Origin of the sequence: Micromonospora sp. NPDC049060, from assembly GCF_040649055.1 — a bacterium.
GTDB classification, from domain to species: Bacteria; Actinomycetota; Actinomycetes; order Mycobacteriales; family Micromonosporaceae; genus Micromonospora; species Micromonospora reichwaldensis.
Genome location: NZ_JBEZEV010000002.1, coordinates 47,090 through 66,184 on the forward strand (window position 1 = coordinate 47,090; position 19,095 = coordinate 66,184).

At 75.3% G+C, this 19,095-nt stretch carries 18 protein-coding genes; 9 read left to right on the top strand and 9 right to left on the bottom strand.

The features are described from left to right. The first annotated feature begins 10 nt into the window (after positions 1-10). From AB0B83_RS01255 to ahcY, 5 genes are all read left to right on the top strand, one after another. A complete protein-coding gene (locus AB0B83_RS01255; protein ID WP_089001904.1) occupies positions 11-193 on the top strand; it encodes a Trm112 family protein in 183 nt (60 codons plus the stop codon). Beyond that, positions 190-1,386 (top strand): SIS domain-containing protein, encoded by a 1,197-nt coding sequence (locus tag AB0B83_RS01260; RefSeq protein ID WP_311414196.1) that lies wholly within the window; start codon positions 190-192, stop codon positions 1,384-1,386. The genes AB0B83_RS01255 and AB0B83_RS01260 overlap by 4 nt, the downstream gene beginning before the upstream one ends. 76 nt (positions 1,387-1,462) lie before the next feature. Beyond that, a complete protein-coding gene (locus AB0B83_RS01265) occupies positions 1,463-2,449 on the top strand; it encodes a cation diffusion facilitator family transporter (protein ID WP_357576445.1) in 987 nt (328 codons plus the stop codon). Positions 2,450-2,452: 3 nt separating this feature from the next. After that, the gene (gene manA, locus AB0B83_RS01270; RefSeq protein ID WP_357576446.1) at positions 2,453-3,616 is read left to right on the top strand and encodes a mannose-6-phosphate isomerase, class I; all 1,164 of its coding nucleotides are present in this window, start codon (positions 2,453-2,455) and stop codon (positions 3,614-3,616) included. A gap of 323 nt (positions 3,617-3,939) precedes the next feature. Continuing rightward, positions 3,940-5,439 carry an adenosylhomocysteinase gene (ahcY, locus tag AB0B83_RS01275; RefSeq protein WP_357576447.1) on the top strand — a complete coding sequence of 500 codons (1,500 nt, stop codon included), beginning with the start codon at positions 3,940-3,942 and terminating at the stop codon, positions 5,437-5,439. Positions 5,440-5,569: 130 nt separating this feature from the next. Here ahcY and AB0B83_RS01280 read toward each other — a convergent pair whose 3' ends face one another. The 4 genes from AB0B83_RS01280 to AB0B83_RS01295 all read right to left on the bottom strand — a co-directional run bounded on the left by AB0B83_RS01280 (position 5,570) and on the right by AB0B83_RS01295 (position 8,304). Beyond that, entirely contained in the window at positions 5,570-5,737 is a 168-nt protein-coding gene (locus AB0B83_RS01280) for a hypothetical protein (protein ID WP_357576448.1), read from the bottom strand. Then, entirely contained in the window at positions 5,725-6,597 is an 873-nt protein-coding gene (locus tag AB0B83_RS01285; RefSeq protein WP_357576449.1) for a tetratricopeptide repeat protein, read from the bottom strand. Before AB0B83_RS01285 ends, AB0B83_RS01280 begins: the two co-directional genes overlap by 13 nt. After that, positions 6,594-7,040 (bottom strand): hypothetical protein, encoded by a 447-nt coding sequence (locus AB0B83_RS01290; protein ID WP_357576450.1) that lies wholly within the window; start codon positions 7,038-7,040, stop codon positions 6,594-6,596. Before AB0B83_RS01290 ends, AB0B83_RS01285 begins: the two co-directional genes overlap by 4 nt. Before the next feature lie 118 nt (positions 7,041-7,158). Further along, positions 7,159-8,304: an RDD family protein gene (locus tag AB0B83_RS01295; protein ID WP_357576451.1), complete on the bottom strand. Its 1,146-nt coding sequence runs from the start codon at positions 8,302-8,304 to the stop codon at positions 7,159-7,161. A gap of 33 nt (positions 8,305-8,337) precedes the next feature. Between AB0B83_RS01295 and AB0B83_RS01300 the strand changes: the two genes are divergently transcribed. Continuing rightward, entirely contained in the window at positions 8,338-9,336 is a 999-nt protein-coding gene (locus AB0B83_RS01300) for a stage II sporulation protein M (protein WP_357576452.1), read from the top strand. A 46-nt stretch (positions 9,337-9,382) separates the two neighbouring features. Here AB0B83_RS01300 and AB0B83_RS01305 read toward each other — a convergent pair whose 3' ends face one another. Genes AB0B83_RS01305 through AB0B83_RS01325 form a run of 5 tightly spaced genes read right to left on the bottom strand, consistent with a single transcriptional unit; the run spans position 9,383 to position 14,610 of the window. Further along, positions 9,383-10,693 (bottom strand): DUF58 domain-containing protein, encoded by a 1,311-nt coding sequence (locus AB0B83_RS01305; RefSeq protein ID WP_357576453.1) that lies wholly within the window; start codon positions 10,691-10,693, stop codon positions 9,383-9,385. Next, positions 10,690-11,682 (bottom strand): MoxR family ATPase, encoded by a 993-nt coding sequence (locus tag AB0B83_RS01310; RefSeq protein ID WP_207913964.1) that lies wholly within the window; start codon positions 11,680-11,682, stop codon positions 10,690-10,692. Before AB0B83_RS01310 ends, AB0B83_RS01305 begins: the two co-directional genes overlap by 4 nt. Further along, complete coding sequence (locus AB0B83_RS01315; RefSeq protein ID WP_357576454.1) at positions 11,679-13,208, bottom strand: DUF4350 domain-containing protein; 1,530 nt, start codon at positions 13,206-13,208, stop codon at positions 11,679-11,681. Before AB0B83_RS01315 ends, AB0B83_RS01310 begins: the two co-directional genes overlap by 4 nt. Further along, a complete protein-coding gene (locus AB0B83_RS01320; RefSeq protein ID WP_357576455.1) occupies positions 13,205-13,771 on the bottom strand; it encodes a DUF4129 domain-containing protein in 567 nt (188 codons plus the stop codon). Before AB0B83_RS01320 ends, AB0B83_RS01315 begins: the two co-directional genes overlap by 4 nt. Continuing rightward, positions 13,768-14,610 (bottom strand): hypothetical protein, encoded by an 843-nt coding sequence (locus AB0B83_RS01325; protein WP_357576456.1) that lies wholly within the window; start codon positions 14,608-14,610, stop codon positions 13,768-13,770. The genes AB0B83_RS01320 and AB0B83_RS01325 overlap by 4 nt, the downstream gene beginning before the upstream one ends. Positions 14,611-14,809: 199 nt before the next feature. On the opposite strand from AB0B83_RS01325, the gene mtrA reads away from it, so the two are divergent. The 3 genes from mtrA to AB0B83_RS01340 are packed head-to-tail and all read left to right on the top strand — an operon-like array spanning position 14,810 to position 19,092. Then, the gene (gene mtrA / locus AB0B83_RS01330) at positions 14,810-15,499 is read left to right on the top strand and encodes an MtrAB system response regulator MtrA (protein ID WP_089001893.1); all 690 of its coding nucleotides are present in this window, start codon (positions 14,810-14,812) and stop codon (positions 15,497-15,499) included. Positions 15,500-15,511: 12 nt separating this feature from the next. Then, positions 15,512-17,299, top strand: coding sequence for an MtrAB system histidine kinase MtrB (gene mtrB / locus AB0B83_RS01335; RefSeq protein ID WP_357576457.1), 1,788 nt, complete (start codon positions 15,512-15,514; stop codon positions 17,297-17,299). Beyond that, complete coding sequence (locus tag AB0B83_RS01340; protein WP_357576458.1) at positions 17,296-19,092, top strand: LpqB family beta-propeller domain-containing protein; 1,797 nt, start codon at positions 17,296-17,298, stop codon at positions 19,090-19,092. The genes mtrB and AB0B83_RS01340 overlap by 4 nt, the downstream gene beginning before the upstream one ends. Positions 19,093-19,095 lie beyond the last annotated feature (3 nt).

A 19,095-nucleotide genomic window follows, 5' to 3' on the forward strand; every position in this document is an offset into this window, starting at 1 on the left:
GAGCCGCGCCGTGGCCCTGGACCCGCAGTTGCTGGAAATCCTCGCCTGTCCGGACACGCATCACGCCCCGCTCGACTACGACGCGCAGGCGCAGACGCTGACCTGCACCGAGTGCGGCCGGATCTTCGAGGTCCGCGACGACGTGCCGGTGCTGCTGCTGGACGAGGCGCGCGGCCCCGCGGAGCAGTCGTGATCGACGGCACGGCCGGGGTCAGCGGCCGGCGCGAGCCCGACGAGGCACTGCTCGACGACCCGGCCGCGCTGGCCGAGCACGACCCGGGCGGCATGCTGCGGCACACCGCCTCCGCCGGGGCGCAGGTCCGCGAGACGGCCGCGCTGGCCGCCGAGGCCAACCTCCAGGTGCTCGCCGACGAGGGCCGCCCCCGGGCGGTCGTCATCGCCGGCATCGGCACCGCCGGGCGTACCGGTGACGTGCTGGCCACCGTCGCCGGGCCGCGCTGTCCGGTGCCGGTCATCCCGCACCGCAGCGCCGGCGTGCCCGGCTGGGTGGGCGCCGCCGACGTGGTCATCGCCGTCAGCGCGTCCGGCCGCAGCCCCGAGGCGCTGGGCGCCGCCGAGGCCGCGCACCGGCGGGGCGCCCGGCTGGTCGCCGTCGGCGCGCCCGACTCGCAGTTGCAGTCCGTGGCCGAGCGGGCCCGGGCGCCGTTCATCCCGGTGCCCCGGCGCGCCCCGGCCCGGGCCAGCCTCTGGGCGCTCACCGTGCCGGTCCTGCTCGCCGCCCGTACGCTCGGGCTCGTGAAGGTCAACGAGGCGGATCTGGCGGAGACCGCGGCCCGGCTGGACGCGGACGCCGACCGCTGCCGCCCGACGGCCGAGTCCTTCGTCAACCCCGCGAAGTCGCTGGCCCTGGGCCTCGCCGGCTCGGTGCCGATCGTCTGGGGCTCGTCGCCGCTGGCGACGGTCGCGGCCCGTCGGTTCGGCGACACCCTGTCCGCCAACGCCCGCTACCCCGTGGTCAGCGGGGCGCTCGGCGAGGCGGGGCGCGGTCGGGTCGGCCTGCTCGACGGCGTGTTCGGCGGTCTGGCCGAGGGGGAGCGCGACATCTTCGCCGATCCCGACGCGGAGGCGCCGTCGGGCACCCGGCTGCGGTTGGTCCTGCTGCGCGACGGCGGGCTGAACCCGGAGGACGACGCCGACGAGCCGCTCGACGTCGAGGAGCGCCGCGCGGACGCCGTGCAGACCCTCGCCGAGCGGCGCGGCGTGCGCTGCGACGTGGTGACCGCCGAGGGCGGCTCCGCGCTGGAGCGGCTCGCCTCGCTGGTCGCCGTGCCGGACTTCGCCTCGATCTACCTCGCCCTGGCACACGGACTGGACCCGATGGCCGTGCCGGCCATCACCGAAATGAAGGAGCTGGCAAACCAGTGAGCGATAGCAGGGAACGGGTCGAGCGGCGCGTCGCGCCGATGCCCGGCGGTGCCGCGCGACACGACGGAGCGACCGCGTGAGCGCCAACGGTGGTACGAAGGCGATCGTCGCCGCCCTGCTGGCCAACGCCGGCATCGCCGTCACCAAGTTCGTCGCGTTCCTGCTGACCGGGTCGTCGTCGATGCTGGCCGAGTCGATCCACTCGGTCGCCGACTCCGGCAACCAGGCCCTGCTGCTGCTCGGCGGGCGGCGGGCCAAGCGTGCGGCCACCCCGCAGCACCCGTTCGGCTACGGCCGGGAGCGCTACATCTACGCGTTCATCGTCTCCATCGTGCTGTTCAGCGTCGGTGGTCTGTTCGCCCTCTACGAGGCGTACCACAAGTGGTCGCACGAGGAGGGCATCACCTCGTGGCACTGGGTGCCGGTCGTGGTGCTGGTGGCCGCGATCATCATGGAGACGTTCTCCTTCCGTACCGCGATCGTCGAGTCCAACCTCGTCCGGGGCAACCAGTCGTGGGTCAAGTTCGTCCGGCGCGCCAAGGCGCCCGAGCTGCCCGTGGTGCTGCTGGAGGACCTGGGCGCGCTGGTCGGCCTGGTCTTCGCGCTCTTCGGCGTGGGCATGACGCTGATCACCGGCAACGGCCGGTGGGACGCGGTGGGCACCGCGATGATCGGTGTGCTGCTGGTGGTCATCGCGATCATCCTGGCCATCGAGACCAAGAGCCTGCTGCTCGGTGAGGGTGCCGAGGCGCACGACGTCGCCGCGCTGGAGAGGGCGGTCACCGACGGCCCCGAGTTCGAGCGGATCATCCACATGAAGACGCTCTACCTCGGGCCCGAGGAGTTGATGGTGGCCGCCAAGGTCGCCGTGCCGGCCGGCGTCACCGCCGAGGTGCTGGCGCGGAGCATCAACACCGTCGAGGGTCGGATCCGCGCCGCCGTGCCGACCGCCCGGGTGATCTACCTGGAGCCGGACATCTACCGCGCCACCGCCGATCAGGCGGTCGCCGGGAGCGCGTCGCCCGCCGAGCCGGGTGAGGTCGCCGGGCGGCCCGGGAGCTGACCGGTGGAACTGCTGCACGGACCGATCCGCGACTACGCCTGGGGGTCCCGCTCGGCGATCGCCGAGTTGCAGGGGCGGCCGGCGCCGAGCGACGGCCCGGAGGCCGAACTGTGGCTGGGCGCCCACCCGGGCGGCCCGGCCCTGGTCGACCGCGACGGCGGCCGGGTGAGCCTGACCCACCTGCTGCTCGCCGAGCCGCACCACTGGCTCGGCGAGCGGCTGGTCGGCCGGTTCGGCACCCGGCTGCCGTTCCTGCTCAAGGTGCTCGCCGCGGATGCCCCGCTGAGCCTCCAGGCGCACCCGGACGCCGAGCAGGCCCGCGCCGGGCACGCCGCCGACGCCGCCCGCCCCGACGGGCAGCGCAACTACGTCGATCCGTACCACAAGCCGGAGCTGCTGGTCGCGCTCTCGCCGATGGAGGCGCTCTGCGGTTTCCGGGACCCGGCGGCCTCGGCGGCGGCGCTGGCCGGCTTCGGCGTACCCGCGCTGGAGCCGGTGCTGGCGGCGCTGCGGACCGGGCCGGTGGGCCTGCGTGACGCCGTACGACTGCTGCTGACCTGGCCCGCCGACGGGCGCGACGCGCTGGTGGCGGCCGTGGCGTCGGCGCCGGTCGCGGGGCCGGACGCGGAGCTGGCCCGGGACCTGGCCGCCGCCTACCCGGGCGACCCCGGGGTGCTGGTGGCGATGCTGCTCAACAGGGTGCGGCTGGCCCCCGGCGAGGCGATCTGGATGCCGGCGGGCAACCTGCACGCCTACCTGCGTGGCACCGGCGTGGAGATCATGGCGGCCAGCGACAACGTGCTGCGCGGCGGGCTGACGCCGAAGCGGGTGGACGTCGAGGAGCTGCTGCGGGTGCTGCGCTTCGAGGTGCTGCGCGACCCGGTGGTGCCGCCGCTGGAGATCGCCCCGGGCGTGGTCACGTGGCCGGTGCCGGTGGAGGACTTCGCGCTGCACCGGGTGACGGTGGGCGCGGGACTGCCGGCGGTGTCGGTCGAGGTGCCCGGGCCCCGGGTGGTGCTCTGCCGCTCCGGCGAGGTCTCGGTCGACGACGGGGCCGGCGCGGTGACGCTGGCGCCCGGGCGGGCGGCCGTCGGCAGCGCCGCCGCCGGGCCGCTGCGCCTGGGCGGCGCCGGGGAGGCGTACGTCGCGAGCTGCGGCCTGCGCTGAAAGGCGGGCCGGCGGGCGTGCAGGTGGGGCGCCTGGCGGCGCGCAAGTCCGACTTTTCCGGAATAGCTTGACGCGGCCCTGGCCGAGTGTGACTCTATGAGTACGCAGCGTTATCGCGACGAAGGTCCGAGAACGCGCGGGGGAACCAAACCGGGGGGATGCACGGGGCGGGCGGCCGAGGGACGGGACACCGTTCACGACCGACCGCCCCGTGCGCTGTCCGCTGATGTCTTCGTGCTCACTTCACCCGACCGGTCCTCCCGTCGGCGGCTCGCGCGCGTAAGGTGAATGGTCGCGCAGCACATCGTCCGACAGGAGATTTCATGACCAGCACCCTCCCGGCGTCCGCCAGCGGCACGCCGTCCGAGGCCCGGCCGAGCACTCTCGCCGAGGGCGACTACAAGGTGGCGGATCTGTCGCTCGCCGAGTTCGGGCGTAAGGAGATCCAGCTCGCCGAGCACGAGATGCCCGGCCTGATGGCGATCCGTCGTGAGTTCGCCGACGCCCAGCCGCTCGCCGGTGCCCGGATCACCGGGTCGCTGCACATGACCATCCAGACCGCCGTCCTCATCGAGACCCTGGTCGCGCTCGGCGCGCAGGTCCGCTGGGCGTCCTGCAACATCTTCTCCACCCAGGACCACGCCGCCGCCGCGATCGTCGTCGGCGCCGAGGGCACCCCCGAGGCCCCGGCCGGCGTCCCGGTCTACGCCTGGAAGGGCGAGAGCCTGGAGGAGTACTGGTGGTGCACCGAGCAGGTGCTCGCCTGGCCCGACGGGCAGGGCCCCAACATGATCCTCGACGACGGCGGCGACGCCACCCTGCTGGTGCACAAGGGCGCCGAGTTCGAGAAGGCCGGCGCCGTGCCGCCGGTCGAGTCCGCCGACTCCGAGGAGTACGCGGTCATCCTCGGCGTGCTGCACCGTTCGCTCGCCGAGGACAACCAGCGGTGGACCCGGATCGCCGCCGGCATCAAGGGCGTGACCGAGGAGACCACCACCGGCGTGCACCGGCTCTACGAGATGCACCGCGCCGGCACCCTGCTCTTCCCCGCCATCAACGTCAACGACTCGGTGACGAAGAGCAAGTTCGACAACAAGTACGGCTGCCGCCACTCGCTGATCGACGGCATCAACCGGGCCACCGACGTGCTGATCGGCGGCAAGATGGCGGTCGTGCTCGGCTACGGCGACGTCGGCAAGGGCTGCGCCGAGTCGCTGCGCGGCCAGGGCGCCCGGGTCGTGGTGACCGAGGTCGACCCGATCTGCGCGCTCCAGGCCGCGATGGACGGCTACCAGGTCGCCACCCTGGAGGACGTGGTCGAGCAGGCCGACATCTTCATCACCGCCACCGGCTGCTTCGACGTCATCACCAACGAGCACATGGCCCGGATGAAGCACCAGGCCATCGTCGGCAACATCGGCCACTTCGACAACGAGATCGACATGGCCGGCCTGGCGAAGCGTTCCGACGTCGAGCGGGTCAACATCAAGCCGCAGGTCGACCTCTGGAAGTTCGCCGACGGGCACGCCATCATCGTGCTGTCGGAGGGCCGCCTGCTCAACCTGGGCAACGCCACCGGCCACCCGAGCTTCGTGATGTCGAACTCGTTCGCCAACCAGACGATCGCCCAGATCGAGCTGTTCACGAAGACCGAGGAATACCCGATCGGCGTCTACGTGCTGCCCAAGCACCTCGACGAGAAGGTCGCCCGGCTGCACCTGGAGGCGCTCGGCGCCAAGCTGAGCACCCTGACCAAGGAGCAGGCGTCCTACCTCGGCATCTCCGTGGAGGGCCCGTTCAAGCCGGAGCACTACCGCTACTGACACCGACCGCGCCGACCGGGCCGACCGCTCCCTCCCGAGCGGCCGGCCCGGTCGGCGTTTCCGGGTCGGGCGCGCCGCCACGGGTCGAGCCGGCCGGCGCCAGCGCGGGCGGTCGCCTGCCGCCGGGCGGTCAGTCCCGGCGGGAGCGGCGACGGGCGGGGCGGACCCAGCTCCACACGCACCAGACGAGCCACGCCACCGAGACCACGGCGGCCAGCGCGCGCAGCCGCAGCGCGTCGAGCAGCAGCACCAGGGCGAGGACGGCCAGCCACGGCCCGAACGCCCTCACGACCGCCACCGGCCGAGCACCATCCGGCGGACCAGCGGCGGAGCGATCCACGACCAGACGCAGAAGAGCATCCAGGCCACGGCGAACAGGCCGGCGAGCACGTCCAGACCGACGACGTTCAGCAGCACGATGACGCCGACCGCGAGCAGCCAGGTGCGGAAGATCCCCAGCCGGTGCAGCGGGCGTAGCGGCAGCAGCAGCGGGTGCGCGTGCACCTGCGCCTCCCAGGCCGCCTCGGCGTAGTCGGCATCGGTCGGGTCGTGCGCCACCGCCTGGCCGAACGCGCGGCGCGCGGCACCCAACCGGCCACGCCGGGCCGAGGTGGCGCCGTGCAGGGCGAGCGCCGCCGGATTGTCCGGCCACGCCCCGAGGAACTCCCTGGCGATCCGGTCGGCCTCCCGGTCGTCCCCCCGGGCGTACGCGAGCTGGACGCGGCACGCGAAGACGGCCGGTTCCTGCGGGCTGATCGCGGCGGCCCGGGCGACCAGGCGTTCCGCCTTGTCGAGCTGCCCCACGGCCGAGCAGAGCTGCGCGTACTGGCACAGCAGCCACGGGTCCTCCGGCTCGATGGCGAGCGCGTCGAGCAGTGCCCGCTCGGCGGCGGGGTACTCGCGGCGGTGGCGCAGCGCGACGCCGAGCCGGCCGAGCAGTTCGGGGTCCGGGCCGGCCTCGGCTAGCCCTCGACGGGCGACGGCGGCCAGGTCGTCCCAGCGGCTCAGCGAGGTCAGCGCGTACGCCCGCAGCCGGAACGCCGCCGGGCTGAGGGCCAGGGCGGCCGGGAGCCGGTCGACCTCGTCGAGGGCCTGCTCCGCGCGGTTCAGCTCCAGCAGGTGCGCCACCCGGGCGAGCTGGGCCTCCGGGGCGGTCATACGGCGGCCACCAGCAGGAACAGCAGGGCCTCGACGACCCCGAACAGGAGCACCGCGCCGAGGCCGGGCAGCCACAGCGACGCCGGCTCGTCGCCACGCAGCTCGTAGGCCCGGAACGGACGTTTCTGCGTGGTGGAGGCGGCGAGCCAGACCCCGGCGCCGGCCAGCGCCGCGATCAGCCGGACGGGACGGTCCCCCCAGTCGTCGAGGAAGGCGAGCGTGAGCGCCAACCGGGCCGTCAGCGCGGCCAGCCCGACGCCGAGCACCATCAGGTTCGTCCGACGGGGCAGGCCCAGCCGGTGCCCGTTGACCAGGGCCAGCACGGTGGCGGCCAGCGGACCGGCGAAGACGGCGGGGAAGATCAGCGACTGCGGTCGCCACGGCCGGCGTCGCGTCCCGTACGCCGCCGGCGCGATGGTGGGGGTGAACAGATCGTCGGCCACGATGTTCCCGTCTCGGTAGGGGCGAGCGAGCCGGATCCTGCCACAGCCGGGTGACCGACGGCGCTCCCGGAGGGAGTGGATTCCAGGTCGCGACGTGTGCGCGGCCCCCGCCCGCCGGTCAGGTGCCGGCGTCGGGCACGGGCACGCCGCCCGCCGGTGCCGCCGGGGCGACCGCCGGCCGTACCCCCGGAACGGGCTGGGCCGGCACGGCGGCCGGCGCCCCGACGGGCACCGCCGGACGGACCGTGCCGGGCGGCACGGCGCCCGCAGGCCCGGCGGTGCCTTCAGACGTGGCGACGCCCGCGGGCCCGGCGGTGAGGTCGGGTCCGGCGGCGCCTTCAGACGTGGCGACGCCTGCGGGCCCGGCAGCGGACGGGGCCGCGCGGGGTGGTGCGGGCGGGTGGAGAGTCAGCTCCGGCCAGAGCGTCGCGGCGGCCGACCGGCCGAGCCCCAGCCGGTACCTCGCCCGCCGGTGCCGCTCGCCGAGGACCGCGGCCAGGTAGACCGACTCGGGCATGCCCGGAGGCGGGGGCGGCGTGATCACCGCCGAGACCTCGGTCCACAATCCGTGCCCCAACCGCCCCCGCGCCGGCTCCGCCAGCTGGTGCACCCGGGCCAGGTACTGGCGGGCGGCCAACGCCAGGCCGTCGTCGAGCCGGCTCAGGTCCGCCGCGCCCGCCCAACCGGCCAGTGCGGGAACCGCCGTGGGGACGGGCCGCCAGGCGGTCGCCGTGCGGGTGTGCACGACCAGCGTGCCCGCCACCAGGTCGCCCAGCCGACGCCCGCGCCGGTCGGTCACCATCACCGTCACCCCGGCCACCCAGCTCACCAGCGGCAGCACCAGGCCGGGCCACTCCACAGCCACGCCGACCAGCGCCCGGATCAGCGACTGCCGCGCCGCGACCGGAGCACCGTCGGCGCTGACCACGCGCAGCCCGACCGCCATCTTGCCCAGCGTCCGGCCGTGGTTGAACCGCTCGCACAGCACCGGGTAGCCGACCAGCACCAGGATCAGGCCCACCGTGGCGATCCCGCCGGCCAGGGCGCCGTCGACCAGCCCGTCCGGCAGGTTGAGCAGCGCGACGCCGACGCTCATGGACAGCACCAGCATGAGGGCCGCCTGCGCCAGGACGTCGAGCAGCAGCGCGAGCACCCGGGAACCGATCCGGGCGGCCCGGACGTCCAGCTCCACGGCCTCCCCGCTGACCAGCCCGGCGTCACCCCACGGGGCGGGTCGGGCCGGCGGTCGAGGTTGTGCTCTCACCCCGACAGTGAACACTATGATCGCCGGACGGGGGTGACGGTGGATCTCGACGCGTACGTCGCGGAACACGGCGGGCAGTGGCAACGGCTGGAGGAACTCTCCGGGCGCGGCCGGCTCGACGCCGCCGAGGTCGACGAGCTGGTCGCCCTCTACCAGCGGGCGACCACCCAGCTGTCGGTGCTGCGCAGCCGCTCACCCGACCCGGCGCTGGTCAGCCAGCTCTCCCAGGTGGTGCTGCGCGCCCGGGCCCGGCTCACCGGGCGCCCGCGCCCGTCGTGGGCGGCGGTCGGGCGGTTCTTCGTGGCCGGCTTCCCCGCCGCGGTCTACCGCGCCTGGCCCTGGTGGTGCGGGGTGGCGACCGGGTTCAGCCTGCTCAGCCTCTTCCTCATCTGGTTCGTCGCGGGCAACCCGCAGACGGCGGCGGCCTTCATCGGCGAGGCGGCGGCCGCCGACCTGGTCGAGTCCGGCTTCGCCGGCTACTACACCGAGTTCTCCGCGCCGACGTTCGCCTTCCACCTGTGGACGCACAACGCCTGGCTCGCCGCCCAGTGCCTCGCCGCCGGGGTGCTGATCGTCCCGGTGCTCTACCTGCTCTGGCAGAACGCGCTCAACATCGGCGTGGTCGGCGGGGTGATGGTCGCCTACGGCCGCGCGGACGTCTTCTTCGGCCTGATCACCCCGCACGGGCTGCTGGAACTCACCGGCGTCTTCGTGGCCGCCGGGGTGGGCCTGCGCATCGGGTGGGCGTGGATCGCGCCGCCCACGCAGCTCACCCGGGGCCAGTCGGTGGCCCGGGCGGGACGCGAGGGCGTCCTGGTCGCCGTCGGGCTGGTGGGGCTCTTCGCGGTCTCCGCCGTCATCGAGGCGTTCGTGACCCCCGCGCCCGTGCCCATTCCGCTCCGCGTGGCCGTCGGCGCCGCCGTCTGGCTCGCCTTCCTGGCGTACGTGGTGCTCCTCGGCCGCCGCGCCACCCACCCAGATCCCGTTGATCATGAAGTTGTTGCCGTGACACGCCGAGCGGACGGGCAATAACTTCATGATCAACGGGATCTGGCGGTGGGGCGCCGGACGAACCCGGTCAGAGGTGGCCCAGGGCCTTTAGGCGGAGGTAGGTGTCGGCCAGGGTGGGGGCCAGGCGGCCGGCCGGGGCGTCCACTACCGTCACGCCGTGGCGGGCCAGGGCGACGCGGACCCGGTCGCGTTCTGCGAGCGTGCGCCAGGCCGCCGCTGCGGCGTAGGCGTCCGCCGGGCGCTGCGGGACGGTGGTGGTGAGGGCGGTCAGCACCGGGTCGTGCGTCGCCGCGATCACCACCCTGTGCCGGGCGGCCAGCCGGGGGAGCACCGGCAGCAGCCCCTCGCCGAGGGCGCCGGCCTCCAACGCGGTGAAGAGCACCACCAGGCTGCGCTGGCGCTGCCAGCGCAGCAGCTCGCCCGCGATCAGGTCGAAGTCCGTCTCCACAAGCGTCGGCTGGAGCGGGGCGAGGGCGTGCACCACCCGGGGGAGCAGGGCCGGGCCGCCGGTGCCGGTGACCGTGGCCCGTACCGCCGCGTCGGCCGCGAGCAGGTCGACCCGGTCGCCTGCGCGGGCGGCGAGGGCGGTGAGCAGCAGCGCGGCGTCGATCGCGGTGTCCAGCCGGGGTTCGTCGCCGACCCGCACCGCCGACGTCCGCCCGGTGTCGAGCACGCACAGCAGCCGGCGGTCCCGCTCCGGCCGCCACGTGCGCACCAGCACGTCGGCGCGGCGCGCGCTCGCCCGCCAGTCGATCGAGCGCACGTCGTCGCCGACCACGTACTCGCGGAGGGTGTCGAACTCGGTGCCCTGCCCCCGCCCCCGGCTCACCTGGGTGCCGTCGATGACCCGCAGCCGGGACAGCTTCTCCGGCAGGTGCCGGCGGGAGTCGAATCGGGGTAGCACGCGCAGCGTCCACGGTGGGGTCGCCGGCCGCCCGGAGCGCTGCCGGAACCCGAGCCCCAGCGGCCCGAACGAGCGCACGGTCAGCGCCACCGCCGGCCGGTCGCCCCGCCGCAGCGGGGTCAGCCGGCTGGGCAGCGCCACCGTCGCGCCCGGCTCGACGCGCACGAGCTGTCCCGGCGGCACGTCGGGGCGGGCGCCGGCGGAGGGCACCCAGGCGTCGCGGACGCGCGCCCGCAGCGTACGGCCGGAGGGGTTGTGCAGCAGCAGCGCGACGGTGGCGGTGCCGCCGAGCCGGACCGCGCGGTCCCCCTGCCGGGCGGCCGTGAGCGCTCCCGGCGGCGCGGCCAGCGCCCGGTCGAGCAGCACCAGCAGCAGCACCGCCCCGGTCATCACCAGCAGCCCGGCGAACGGCGACGGCCAGGCCGGCAGGGTCAGCGCGCCGACCGCCAGCAGGAGCGCCGCCCGCCAGGTCATCGCGGCGTCGGCACGGTGGCGAGCACCGTGTCCAGCACCTGGTCCACGCCGACGCCCTCCAGCTCCACCTCGGGGCGCAGCCGCAGCCGGTGCCGCAGCGTCGGCCGGGCGACCGCCTTCACGTCGTCCGGTACGACGTGGTCGCGGCCGGCCAGCCAGGCCCACGCCTTGGCCGTGTTGAGCAGCGCGGTGGCGCCCCGGGGCGAGGCGCCCAGCTCCAGCGCCGGGGTGTTGCGGGTGGCCCGGCAGAGGTCGACGACGTAACCGAAGAGTGGCTCGGCCACGTGCACCCGGCCGACCGCCGCCCGGGCCGCCGCCAGGTCGGCCGCGTCGGCCACCGGCCGTACGCCGGCAGCGGTCAGGTCGCGCGGGTCGAAGCCGGCGTGGTGCGCGCGGAGCACGCCCAGCTCCTCGTCCCGGTTGGGCAGCGGCACGGTGAGCTTGAGCAGGAACCGGTCGAGCTGCGCCTCCGGCAGCGGATAGGTGCCCTCGTACTCGATGGGGTTCTGGGTGGCGGCGACGATGAACGGGTCGGGCAGCGGCCGCCGTTCGCCCTCCACCGAGACCTGCCGCTCCTCCATCACCTCCAGCAGCGCCGACTGGGTCTTCGGCGGCGTCCGGTTGATCTCGTCGGCGAGCAGCAGGTTGGTGAAGACCGGCCCCTCGCGGAAGGTGAAGGCGGCGGTGCGCGGGTCGAAGATCAGCGAGCCGGTGACGTCGCCCGGCATCAGGTCCGGGGTGAACTGCACCCGCTTGGACCCCAGGTCGAGGGCGGTGGCGACGGTGCGGATCAGCAGGGTCTTGGCCACGCCCGGCACGCCCTCCAGCAGCACGTGCCCGCGGCAGAGCAGGGCGATGACCAGGCCGGTGACGACCGCGTCCTGCCCGACGACCGCCTTGGCGACCTCGGCGCGCAGCCGGTGCAGGGCGGCGCGGGGGTCGACGGGGTCGATGGTCGGCGGCTCGGCGGTACCGGCGGGTCGGGTCACCGGGGGTCTCCTTCGGCTCGGTGCGGGTGCGGTGCGGCTGGCGGGGGCGGCCCCACGGCGGGCGATGCGGCGGGCGGTGGCGGCCCGTAGGCGGCCGGTGGCGGCGTCTCGGCGGGTGGGGGCGGTCCGTCGGGGGCGTGCGGGGCGGCGACGCGGGTCAGCCGGTCCAGCGCGCGGGCCAGGTCCAGCAGGTCCTGGTCGGTCTCGGGCCCGGCGCCGTGCAGCACCTCGTCGGTCCACCGGGGGTCGTCGCCGGTGCGGGCGGCGACCGCGGCGGCCACGTCGGCCGGCGGCGCGGTCGGCGGCAGGTGCAGCCGGGGGGTCAGGCGGTCCAGGGCGGCGCTCCGCAGTGTCCGCGCGGCCGCGTCCCGGGCGCCCGCCTTCTCGTAGAGCCGCGCCCGGCCGAGCACCGTCTCCGCCGAGCGGACCGTGACCGGCAGCGGCTCCACCGCCGGCGGGCCGAGGCGGCGGGCCCGCCAGAGCGCGGCCAGCAGGGCGGCAAGGGCGAGCTGGGCCAGCAACGCCCACAGCCAGCCGGGGAAGGCCGACCAGAGCGGGTTCGGCGGGTCGGGCCTGCCGGCCCGGTCCTCGCCCCGGCCCTCGCTGTCGTCGTCGGTCTCCCCGCCCGGGTCGCCGGGCCGCCCGTCCCCGTCCCCGTCCCCGGTGCCGGTGCCGCCGCCCGGGCCGTCGTACCCGGTGGAGCCGCCCGGCGTCGGCGACCAGGCCGGGCTGCCGCTGCTGCCGTCGCCGAAGACCGGCGGGGGTTCGGGGCCGTCCAGGTCGAGCCACACCACCCGGCCGGTCCCGCCGAGCAGCGCGGTGGCGAACGCCCGGTTGTCCCACTCGTCGATCCGGTCGTTGCGGAACGGATCGCTGGCGCCCACCGCCACGGTGCTCTCGGGGACCCGGGGCAGCAGGGCGAGCCCGTCGGCGAAGCAGAACCCGACGGGCGCCGACGCGCCCGGGGCGAGCGCGTAGCGTTGCAGCCCGACCGCCACGCGTCCGAGCTGCCGCAACTCGGGCAGCGGGCAGGGCAGGCCCCGCGCGTCCGGCCCCACCGCCTGCGCGGCCCACCGGCGACCGGCCGGTTGCACCGGCAGCAGCCTGACCGCCTCCAGCACCCGTCGCGACGGGTCCACAAGCACCAGCCTGGTGGTCGAGGGCAGCGAGTCCAACGCGCCGACCGTGTCCGGGTGCAGCAGCGTCGGCGCGGGCACGAAGAGCGTGGCCGCCCCGCCGCGGGCGGCCAGCAGGGCGCGCAGCGTGTCCGTCTCCCGCTGCACGGTCACGCCCTGCCCGCGCAGCGCGTCGGCGAGCCGGCTGCCGCCGTCGTCCCCCGTCGCGACCGGCGAGAGGAAGCCCTGGTCGCCGGGGTCGGGCTGGTCGACCGCGTGGGTGATCAGGGTGGTGGCCAGCAGCGCAGCGGCCAGGCCCAGCGGGATCAGCAGCCGGTGCCAGCGGCGCCGCCGCCGGGGGGCGACGTCCGCGCGGGGCGCCGGTGGTACGGCGGTGGCCTGTGCGCTCATGGTCGTGGCCCGTCCTCGGGTCGCCCGGTCAGCAGCCGCTCCAGGTCGGCGGCGTGCTCCCGCATCCGGTGGTCGTGCTCGACGGAGGCGGGGCGCTGGCCGTACCAGAGCTCGGAGAAGATCGCGCCGGCGGCGCTCAGCGGTGGACCCACCTGGGGTCGGGTGTCCGTCGCGGCCCGCACCAGCTCGGCGACGGTCATGCCGGGCTGCGGCTGCACCACGTGCCGGGCGGCCAGCTCCCGGACCATCGCGCGCAGCCGCTCCCGGACGGCTTCGGCGTACCGGCCCTCGGCGGCGAACCGGTCCGCGAGGGAGACGTACGCGGCGGCGGGCAGCTCGGGCTCGCGGGGAGCGGGGACGACCGGCGGCGGGGCGTCCGACGGCGCGGTCTCCCTGCGGCGTCGACGCAGCCGGGGCAGCCGCCGGGGGACCCAGGCCGGGAACGTGTACCAGCCGACCGCGACCAGCACCGCGGCGAGCACCAGCAGCAGGGCGGCCAGGGGCAGCGGCACCCGGTCGCCGAGCGCCGCCGTGGTCTCGGTCCACCACCGGCTGAGGCTCATCGCCCGGCCGCCAGCAGGACGGTCTCCGGCGTGCCCGGCCGGGCCCGGGACAGCCGGATGTCCAGCCCCTCGGTACGCATCCGGGTCTCCAGGTGCAGCACCGCGTCCAGGCAGGCCAGGGTCGGGTAGGCGACGCTGTTCACGCCCGCCCAGACAGCCAGCGACAGCCACCCGGCCCAGGCGCGGTCGACGAGGTCGAACGAGTCCAGCCCGACGTAGACGCCGACGCCGAGGCCGACGCGCACGATCCACCACACGAGGTAGCCGAGCAGCCGGATCCAGCCGGCCCGGCCGGCGCCGCGGACGGCCAGGGCGGCGGCGCGCAGCGGGGCGCGCAGCGGATGCACCCGGTCGACGACCAGCGCCGGCGCCACGGCGCCGAGCAGGGCGAACCCGACGATCCACGCCGGCCCGAACAGCGCCACCCCGCACATCACCACGCCAACGAGCACGGCGAGCAGCGCGGTGGCGCCCCAGCGCGCGCCGGCCGGGCGGAGCAGTTCCCGCGGGCCCGGCGCGCGGCCGAACAGGGCGGCCCCGGCGGCCCGGGCGGCCGGATTTCCGAGCAGCAGGACGATCACCGCCTCGGTCGCCGCCCCCACCGCCAGCAGCAGCCAGTACGCGCCGAACCGCCCGAACTCCGGCAGCCAGGCGGGTGGCGCCGTGTCGGCGGCGAGCCGCAGCGGGTGCAGCAGGAGCTGCTCGGCCACGGCCAGCACGAGGGCGACCGGCACCAGCACCCGGGCCTGGCCCCGCAGCAGCAGGACCGCGGAGTCCAGCAGTTCGCCGACCGTGAGGGGACGGCGCGGGAGCACGGCGGTCGGGCCGGCGTCGGGCACGCGTACTCCTGGGGACGGACGGCGGTGGCGCGTGACGGCGCACGCGGGGATCATGGTGACACGCCCGTTCCGATCGGGTGGACCCGCACGTCGGGGCGGCGACGCCGGGCACCTGTTGCTGGGCGGCGACGTCCCACGGCAGTACCGTGCCGGGTGACGGGGATCCCACCAAACTGAAGGGGATGGAAACATTAACCCCATGAGAGCCCGGGTACTGGTGGTCGACGACGACCCCGCGCTCGCCGAGATGCTCGGCATCGTCCTGCGCAGCGAGGGATTCCTGCCCTCCTTCGTCGCCGACGGGGAGCGGGCGCTGGCCGCGTTCCGCGAGAACCGCCCCGACATCGTCCTGCTCGACCTCATGCTCCCCGGCATGAGCGGCATCGACGTGGCGCGGTCGATCCGGGCCGAGTCGGGCGTGCCGATCGTCATGCTGACCGCCAAGAGCGACACCGTCGACGTGGTGCTCGGCCTGGAGTCCGGCGCCGACGACTACGTGGTCAAGCCGTTCAAGCCCAAGGAGCTGGTCGCCCGGATGCGGGCGCGGCTGCGCCGGGGCGAGGACGTCGCCCCGGAGATGCTGACCATCGGGCCGCCCGGCAACCAGATCACCATCGACGTGCCGGCGCACACCGTCAGCCGCAACGGCGAGGAGGTGAAGCTGACGCCGCTGGAGTTCGACCTGCTGGTCGCGCTCGCCCGCAAGCCGCGCCAGGTCTTCACCCGCGAGGTGCTGCTGGAGCAGGTCTGGGGCTACCGGCACGCGGCGGACACGCGGCTGGTCAACGTGCACGTGCAGCGGCTGCGGGCCAAGATCGAACCGGATCCGGAGCGGCCGGAAATCATCCTCACCGTGCGGGGCGTGGGCTACAAGGCGGGCACCGGATAGCCTGGTCACACTGTGGCCACCTCCCCGATTCCGGACCCCCCGACGGCAGCTCCGCGCCGGCGTGTCGCCGCGCGGGAGCTGTGGCGTGGCGTGAGCGGCCGGGCCGCGCGCCTGCTCGCCGGGTTGCACCAGAGCTGGCGCCGGTCGCTCCAGCTGCGGGTGGTGACCATCACACTGGTCGCGTCGAGCCTGCTGGTGGGCGGTTTCGCCTACCTGATCGCCGACAAGATCACCGGCATCCTGGTGGAGAACGTCGAGACCGACGTACGGCTACGGCTGGGCAGCGGCGCGGACTACGCGGCGAAGCAGTTCGGGCTCTACAACCAGCCGCAGGAGGGGCAGCTCCAGGAGACCATCGACGGCACGGTCAACTACCTGGCCGGCGGTGATCCGCAGCAGACCACCGGCGTCATCGTGGCGCTCACCGCCGACAACCACACCGGGGCCATCCAGCCCCGGTCCTCGCCCGCGGTCAACGTCCGCCCGCTGATCAGCCGGGAGCTGCGCGAGACCGTCGCCGGGGGCAAGGTCGCCAGCCAGATCCGCACCGGGCGCCTCGGCGAGGAGCGCACGAAATACCTGGTCTACGGCTCGCCGGTGCCCACCCGGTTCGGCCAGGTGGAGCTCTACTACCTCGTGCCGCTGGCCCGGCAGGACGCCACGGCCGCCGACGTACGGGGCACCGTGGCCGCCACCGGAGCGGCCCTGGTGCTCCTGCTCGCCCTGCTCGCCGGCCTGGTCACCCGGCTGGTGGTGACCCCGGTACGGGTGGCCGCCCGCACGGCCCAGCGGCTCTCCGCCGGCCTGCTCGACCAGCGGATGGTGGTCAACGGCGAGGACGACCTCGCCCTGCTGGCGGCGTCGTTCAACCAGATGGCGACCAACCTGCAACGGCAGATCCTGCGGCTGGAGGAAATGTCCCGGCTGCAACGCCGCTTCACCTCTGACGTCTCGCACGAGCTGCGCACGCCGCTGACCACGGTCCGGATGGCCGCCGACCTGATCTTCGCCGAGCGGGACGAGTTCGACCCGGCGGTGGCCCGCAGCGCCGAGCTGCTCCAGGCCGAGCTGGACCGGTTCGAGGAGCTGCTCACCGACCTGCTGGAGATCAGCCGCTTCGACGCCGGCTTCGCAATGCTCGACTCGGAGCCGACCGACCTGGTGCCGGTCGTGCACCGGGTGGCCGACCGACTGGCCGGCCTCGCCGAGCGCGTCGGGGTGGCCATCGAGTTGGACGTCCCCGGCACCTCGGTGATCGCCGAGGTGGACCCCCGGCGGGTGGAGCGGGTGCTGCGCAACCTGGTCGGCAACGCCGTCGAGCACGGCGAGGCCAAACCGGTGCTGATCACGCTCGGGGTGGACGACACGGCGGTGGCGATCACCGTCCGCGACCACGGGGTGGGCCTCAAGCCGGGTGAGGAGAAGCTGGTGTTCAACCGCTTCTGGCGGGCCGACCCGTCCCGGGCCCGGCAGACCGGCGGCACCGGGCTCGGCCTGTCGATCAGCCTGGAGGACGCCCGGCTGCACGGCGGCTGGCTGGAGGCGTGGGGCGCGCCCGGGCAGGGCGCCCAGTTCCGGCTCACCCTGCCGTCGCGCGCCGGCGACCGGCTGACCACCTCGCCGCTGCGGCTGGTCCCGGCCGACGCCACGCTGCCCTTCGGCGGGCCCCGCCCGGGCGGGCGGCTGGCCATCGGCCCCGGCACCGGAGGCGCCCTCGCGATCGGCCCGGGCGCCGACGACGCGCTGGCCGTCGGTCCGGGGCGGCCGGGCAACGGCGGGCACGCGGAGGTGGGGTCGTGAGGCGTCGGCTGCTCGCCGGCCTGCTCGGCGGCGCGCTGCTGCTGGGCGGCGTGGCCGGCTGCGGCATTCCGGAGAACACCGAGGTCCGGGTGGACGGGCCGGGGCCGGCGGCGGAGGGCGCCTCGACCAGCGGCAGCCGGGGCGAGCCCCCGAGCCGCACCGCGGCCGGCACCGACGCCGAGCAGTTCGTCCAGAACTTCCTCTCCGCCGCGGCCGGCGAACCGGACGGGGCGTACCAGCGGGTCCGGCAGTTCATCGTGCCGGCCGACCGCGAACGCCTCCAGACCAAGCAGGGCAGCGAGGTCACGCTGGCCGTCGTCCGGCTCACCGAGGAGCCGGTACCCGTCTACGCCCCGGACCGCACCGAGGTCACCCTCAAGGTGCAGCAGGTCGGGCAGTTGCGTACGGACGGCACGCTGGCCCCGCCGGAGACGAGCACCACGACCTACACCTTCGAGCTGCGCAGCCAGGCCGGGCAGGACGGCCTGACGGACGGCGGGCTGTACGTGGCGAACCCGCCGACGGCGCTGCTGCTCAGCGTCGAGGCGCTGGAGACGTACTACCAGAGCCGGACGATCTACTTCTGGAACAACGACCGCACCCGCCTCGTCCCCGACCAGCGCTACCTGCCGCTCGCCGTGCCGGACGAGCGGCGGGTCAGCGAGGTGGTCAAGTGGCTGACCGCCGGCCCCTCGGCCTGGCTCGGCACGGCCGTACGCCGGCTGCCGGACGGCACCCGCCTGATCAACAACGCCACCCGGACGGACGGCCGCTGGGAGGTCGACCTGGAGATGCCGGAGGACAAGGCCCGGCTGGAGCAGCTCGGCACGCAGCTCGCCTGGTCGCTGTCGGACCTCGACGGGCCGCTCGACATCAAGATCCGCAACCAGTCCCAGGAGTTGATCCCCGACCTGGAGCGGCGCCGCCGGGACCGCCCGGTGCACCAGCTCCCGGAGAGCTTCCAGCGGTTCTGCGTCTACGAGGGCGCCGTCCACCCGCTGGCCTACCCGGGAGAGCCGACCGGTCCGGTGCCCGTGGACGCCAAGGCGAACCGTAACGTCGTCTCCGCCGGGCTCAGCCGCGCCGACAACCAGATCCTGGCGGCGCTGGTGGTCTCCGACGCAAGCCGCCAGTGGCTCTCCGTCGGCACCGGCACCGACCCGGTGGCCGCCTTCACCCGCAGCGCCAAGGGGTACGCCGCCATGGGCCAGCCGGTCTGGCTGCGCTCCACGTACCGGGGGCAGCCGGCCGGGCTCGTGGTTGCCGATGGCAGCCTCTACCGCTTCGACGCCCAGGCGCAGCTCACCGCCGTGCCGCTGGGCGTGCCCGGCCCGGTTACCGCGGTGGCGGCCTCGCTGGACGGGCACCGGATCGCCGTCATCGCCGGGGGCACGCTCTACGTCGCCGCCCTCAGCCCCGACGGCGCGGGGGCGACGCCCGGCCCGGCCCGTCGGCTGCACACCCGGCTGACCAGCCTGTCGGCCGTCGACTGGTACGGCGAGAACACCCTGGTCCTCGCGGGTGCGGTCGGCCGCCCGGCGGTCTACGAGGTCAGCGTGGACGGCGCGCGGGAGAGCCGGCTGGAGGACAAGATCGGCGCCCGGGTGACGCACCTGGCCGCGTACCCGGCGAACGCCGTGGGGCGCGTCGGCGCCGCGATGTACGAGGCGAACGGGGTGGCGTACCGCAGCGGCCCGTTCGAGCGGATCCAGCCCGAGCAGGTGCAGGAGGTCGCGCCGCCCTCGGCCGGGGCGCGCGCCGGCAACCCGACCGCCCCCTTCTTCCTCTACTGATCT

Coding starts and splice junctions, on each gene's coding strand:
- ahcY (WP_357576447.1), top strand. CDS start 3,940: ATGACCAGCACCCTCCCGGCGTCCGCCAGCGGCACGCCGTCCGAGGCC.
- AB0B83_RS01285 (WP_357576449.1), bottom strand. CDS start 6,597: ATGACCGCCCCGGAGGCCCAGCTCGCCCGGGTGGCGCACCTGCTGGAG.
- AB0B83_RS01305 (WP_357576453.1), bottom strand. CDS start 10,693: ATGACCTGGCGGGCGGCGCTCCTGCTGGCGGTCGGCGCGCTGACCCTG.
- AB0B83_RS01315 (WP_357576454.1), bottom strand. CDS start 13,208: ATGAGCGCACAGGCCACCGCCGTACCACCGGCGCCCCGCGCGGACGTC.
- AB0B83_RS01320 (WP_357576455.1), bottom strand. CDS start 13,771: ATGAGCCTCAGCCGGTGGTGGACCGAGACCACGGCGGCGCTCGGCGAC.
- mtrA (WP_089001893.1), top strand. CDS start 14,810: ATGAGAGCCCGGGTACTGGTGGTCGACGACGACCCCGCGCTCGCCGAG.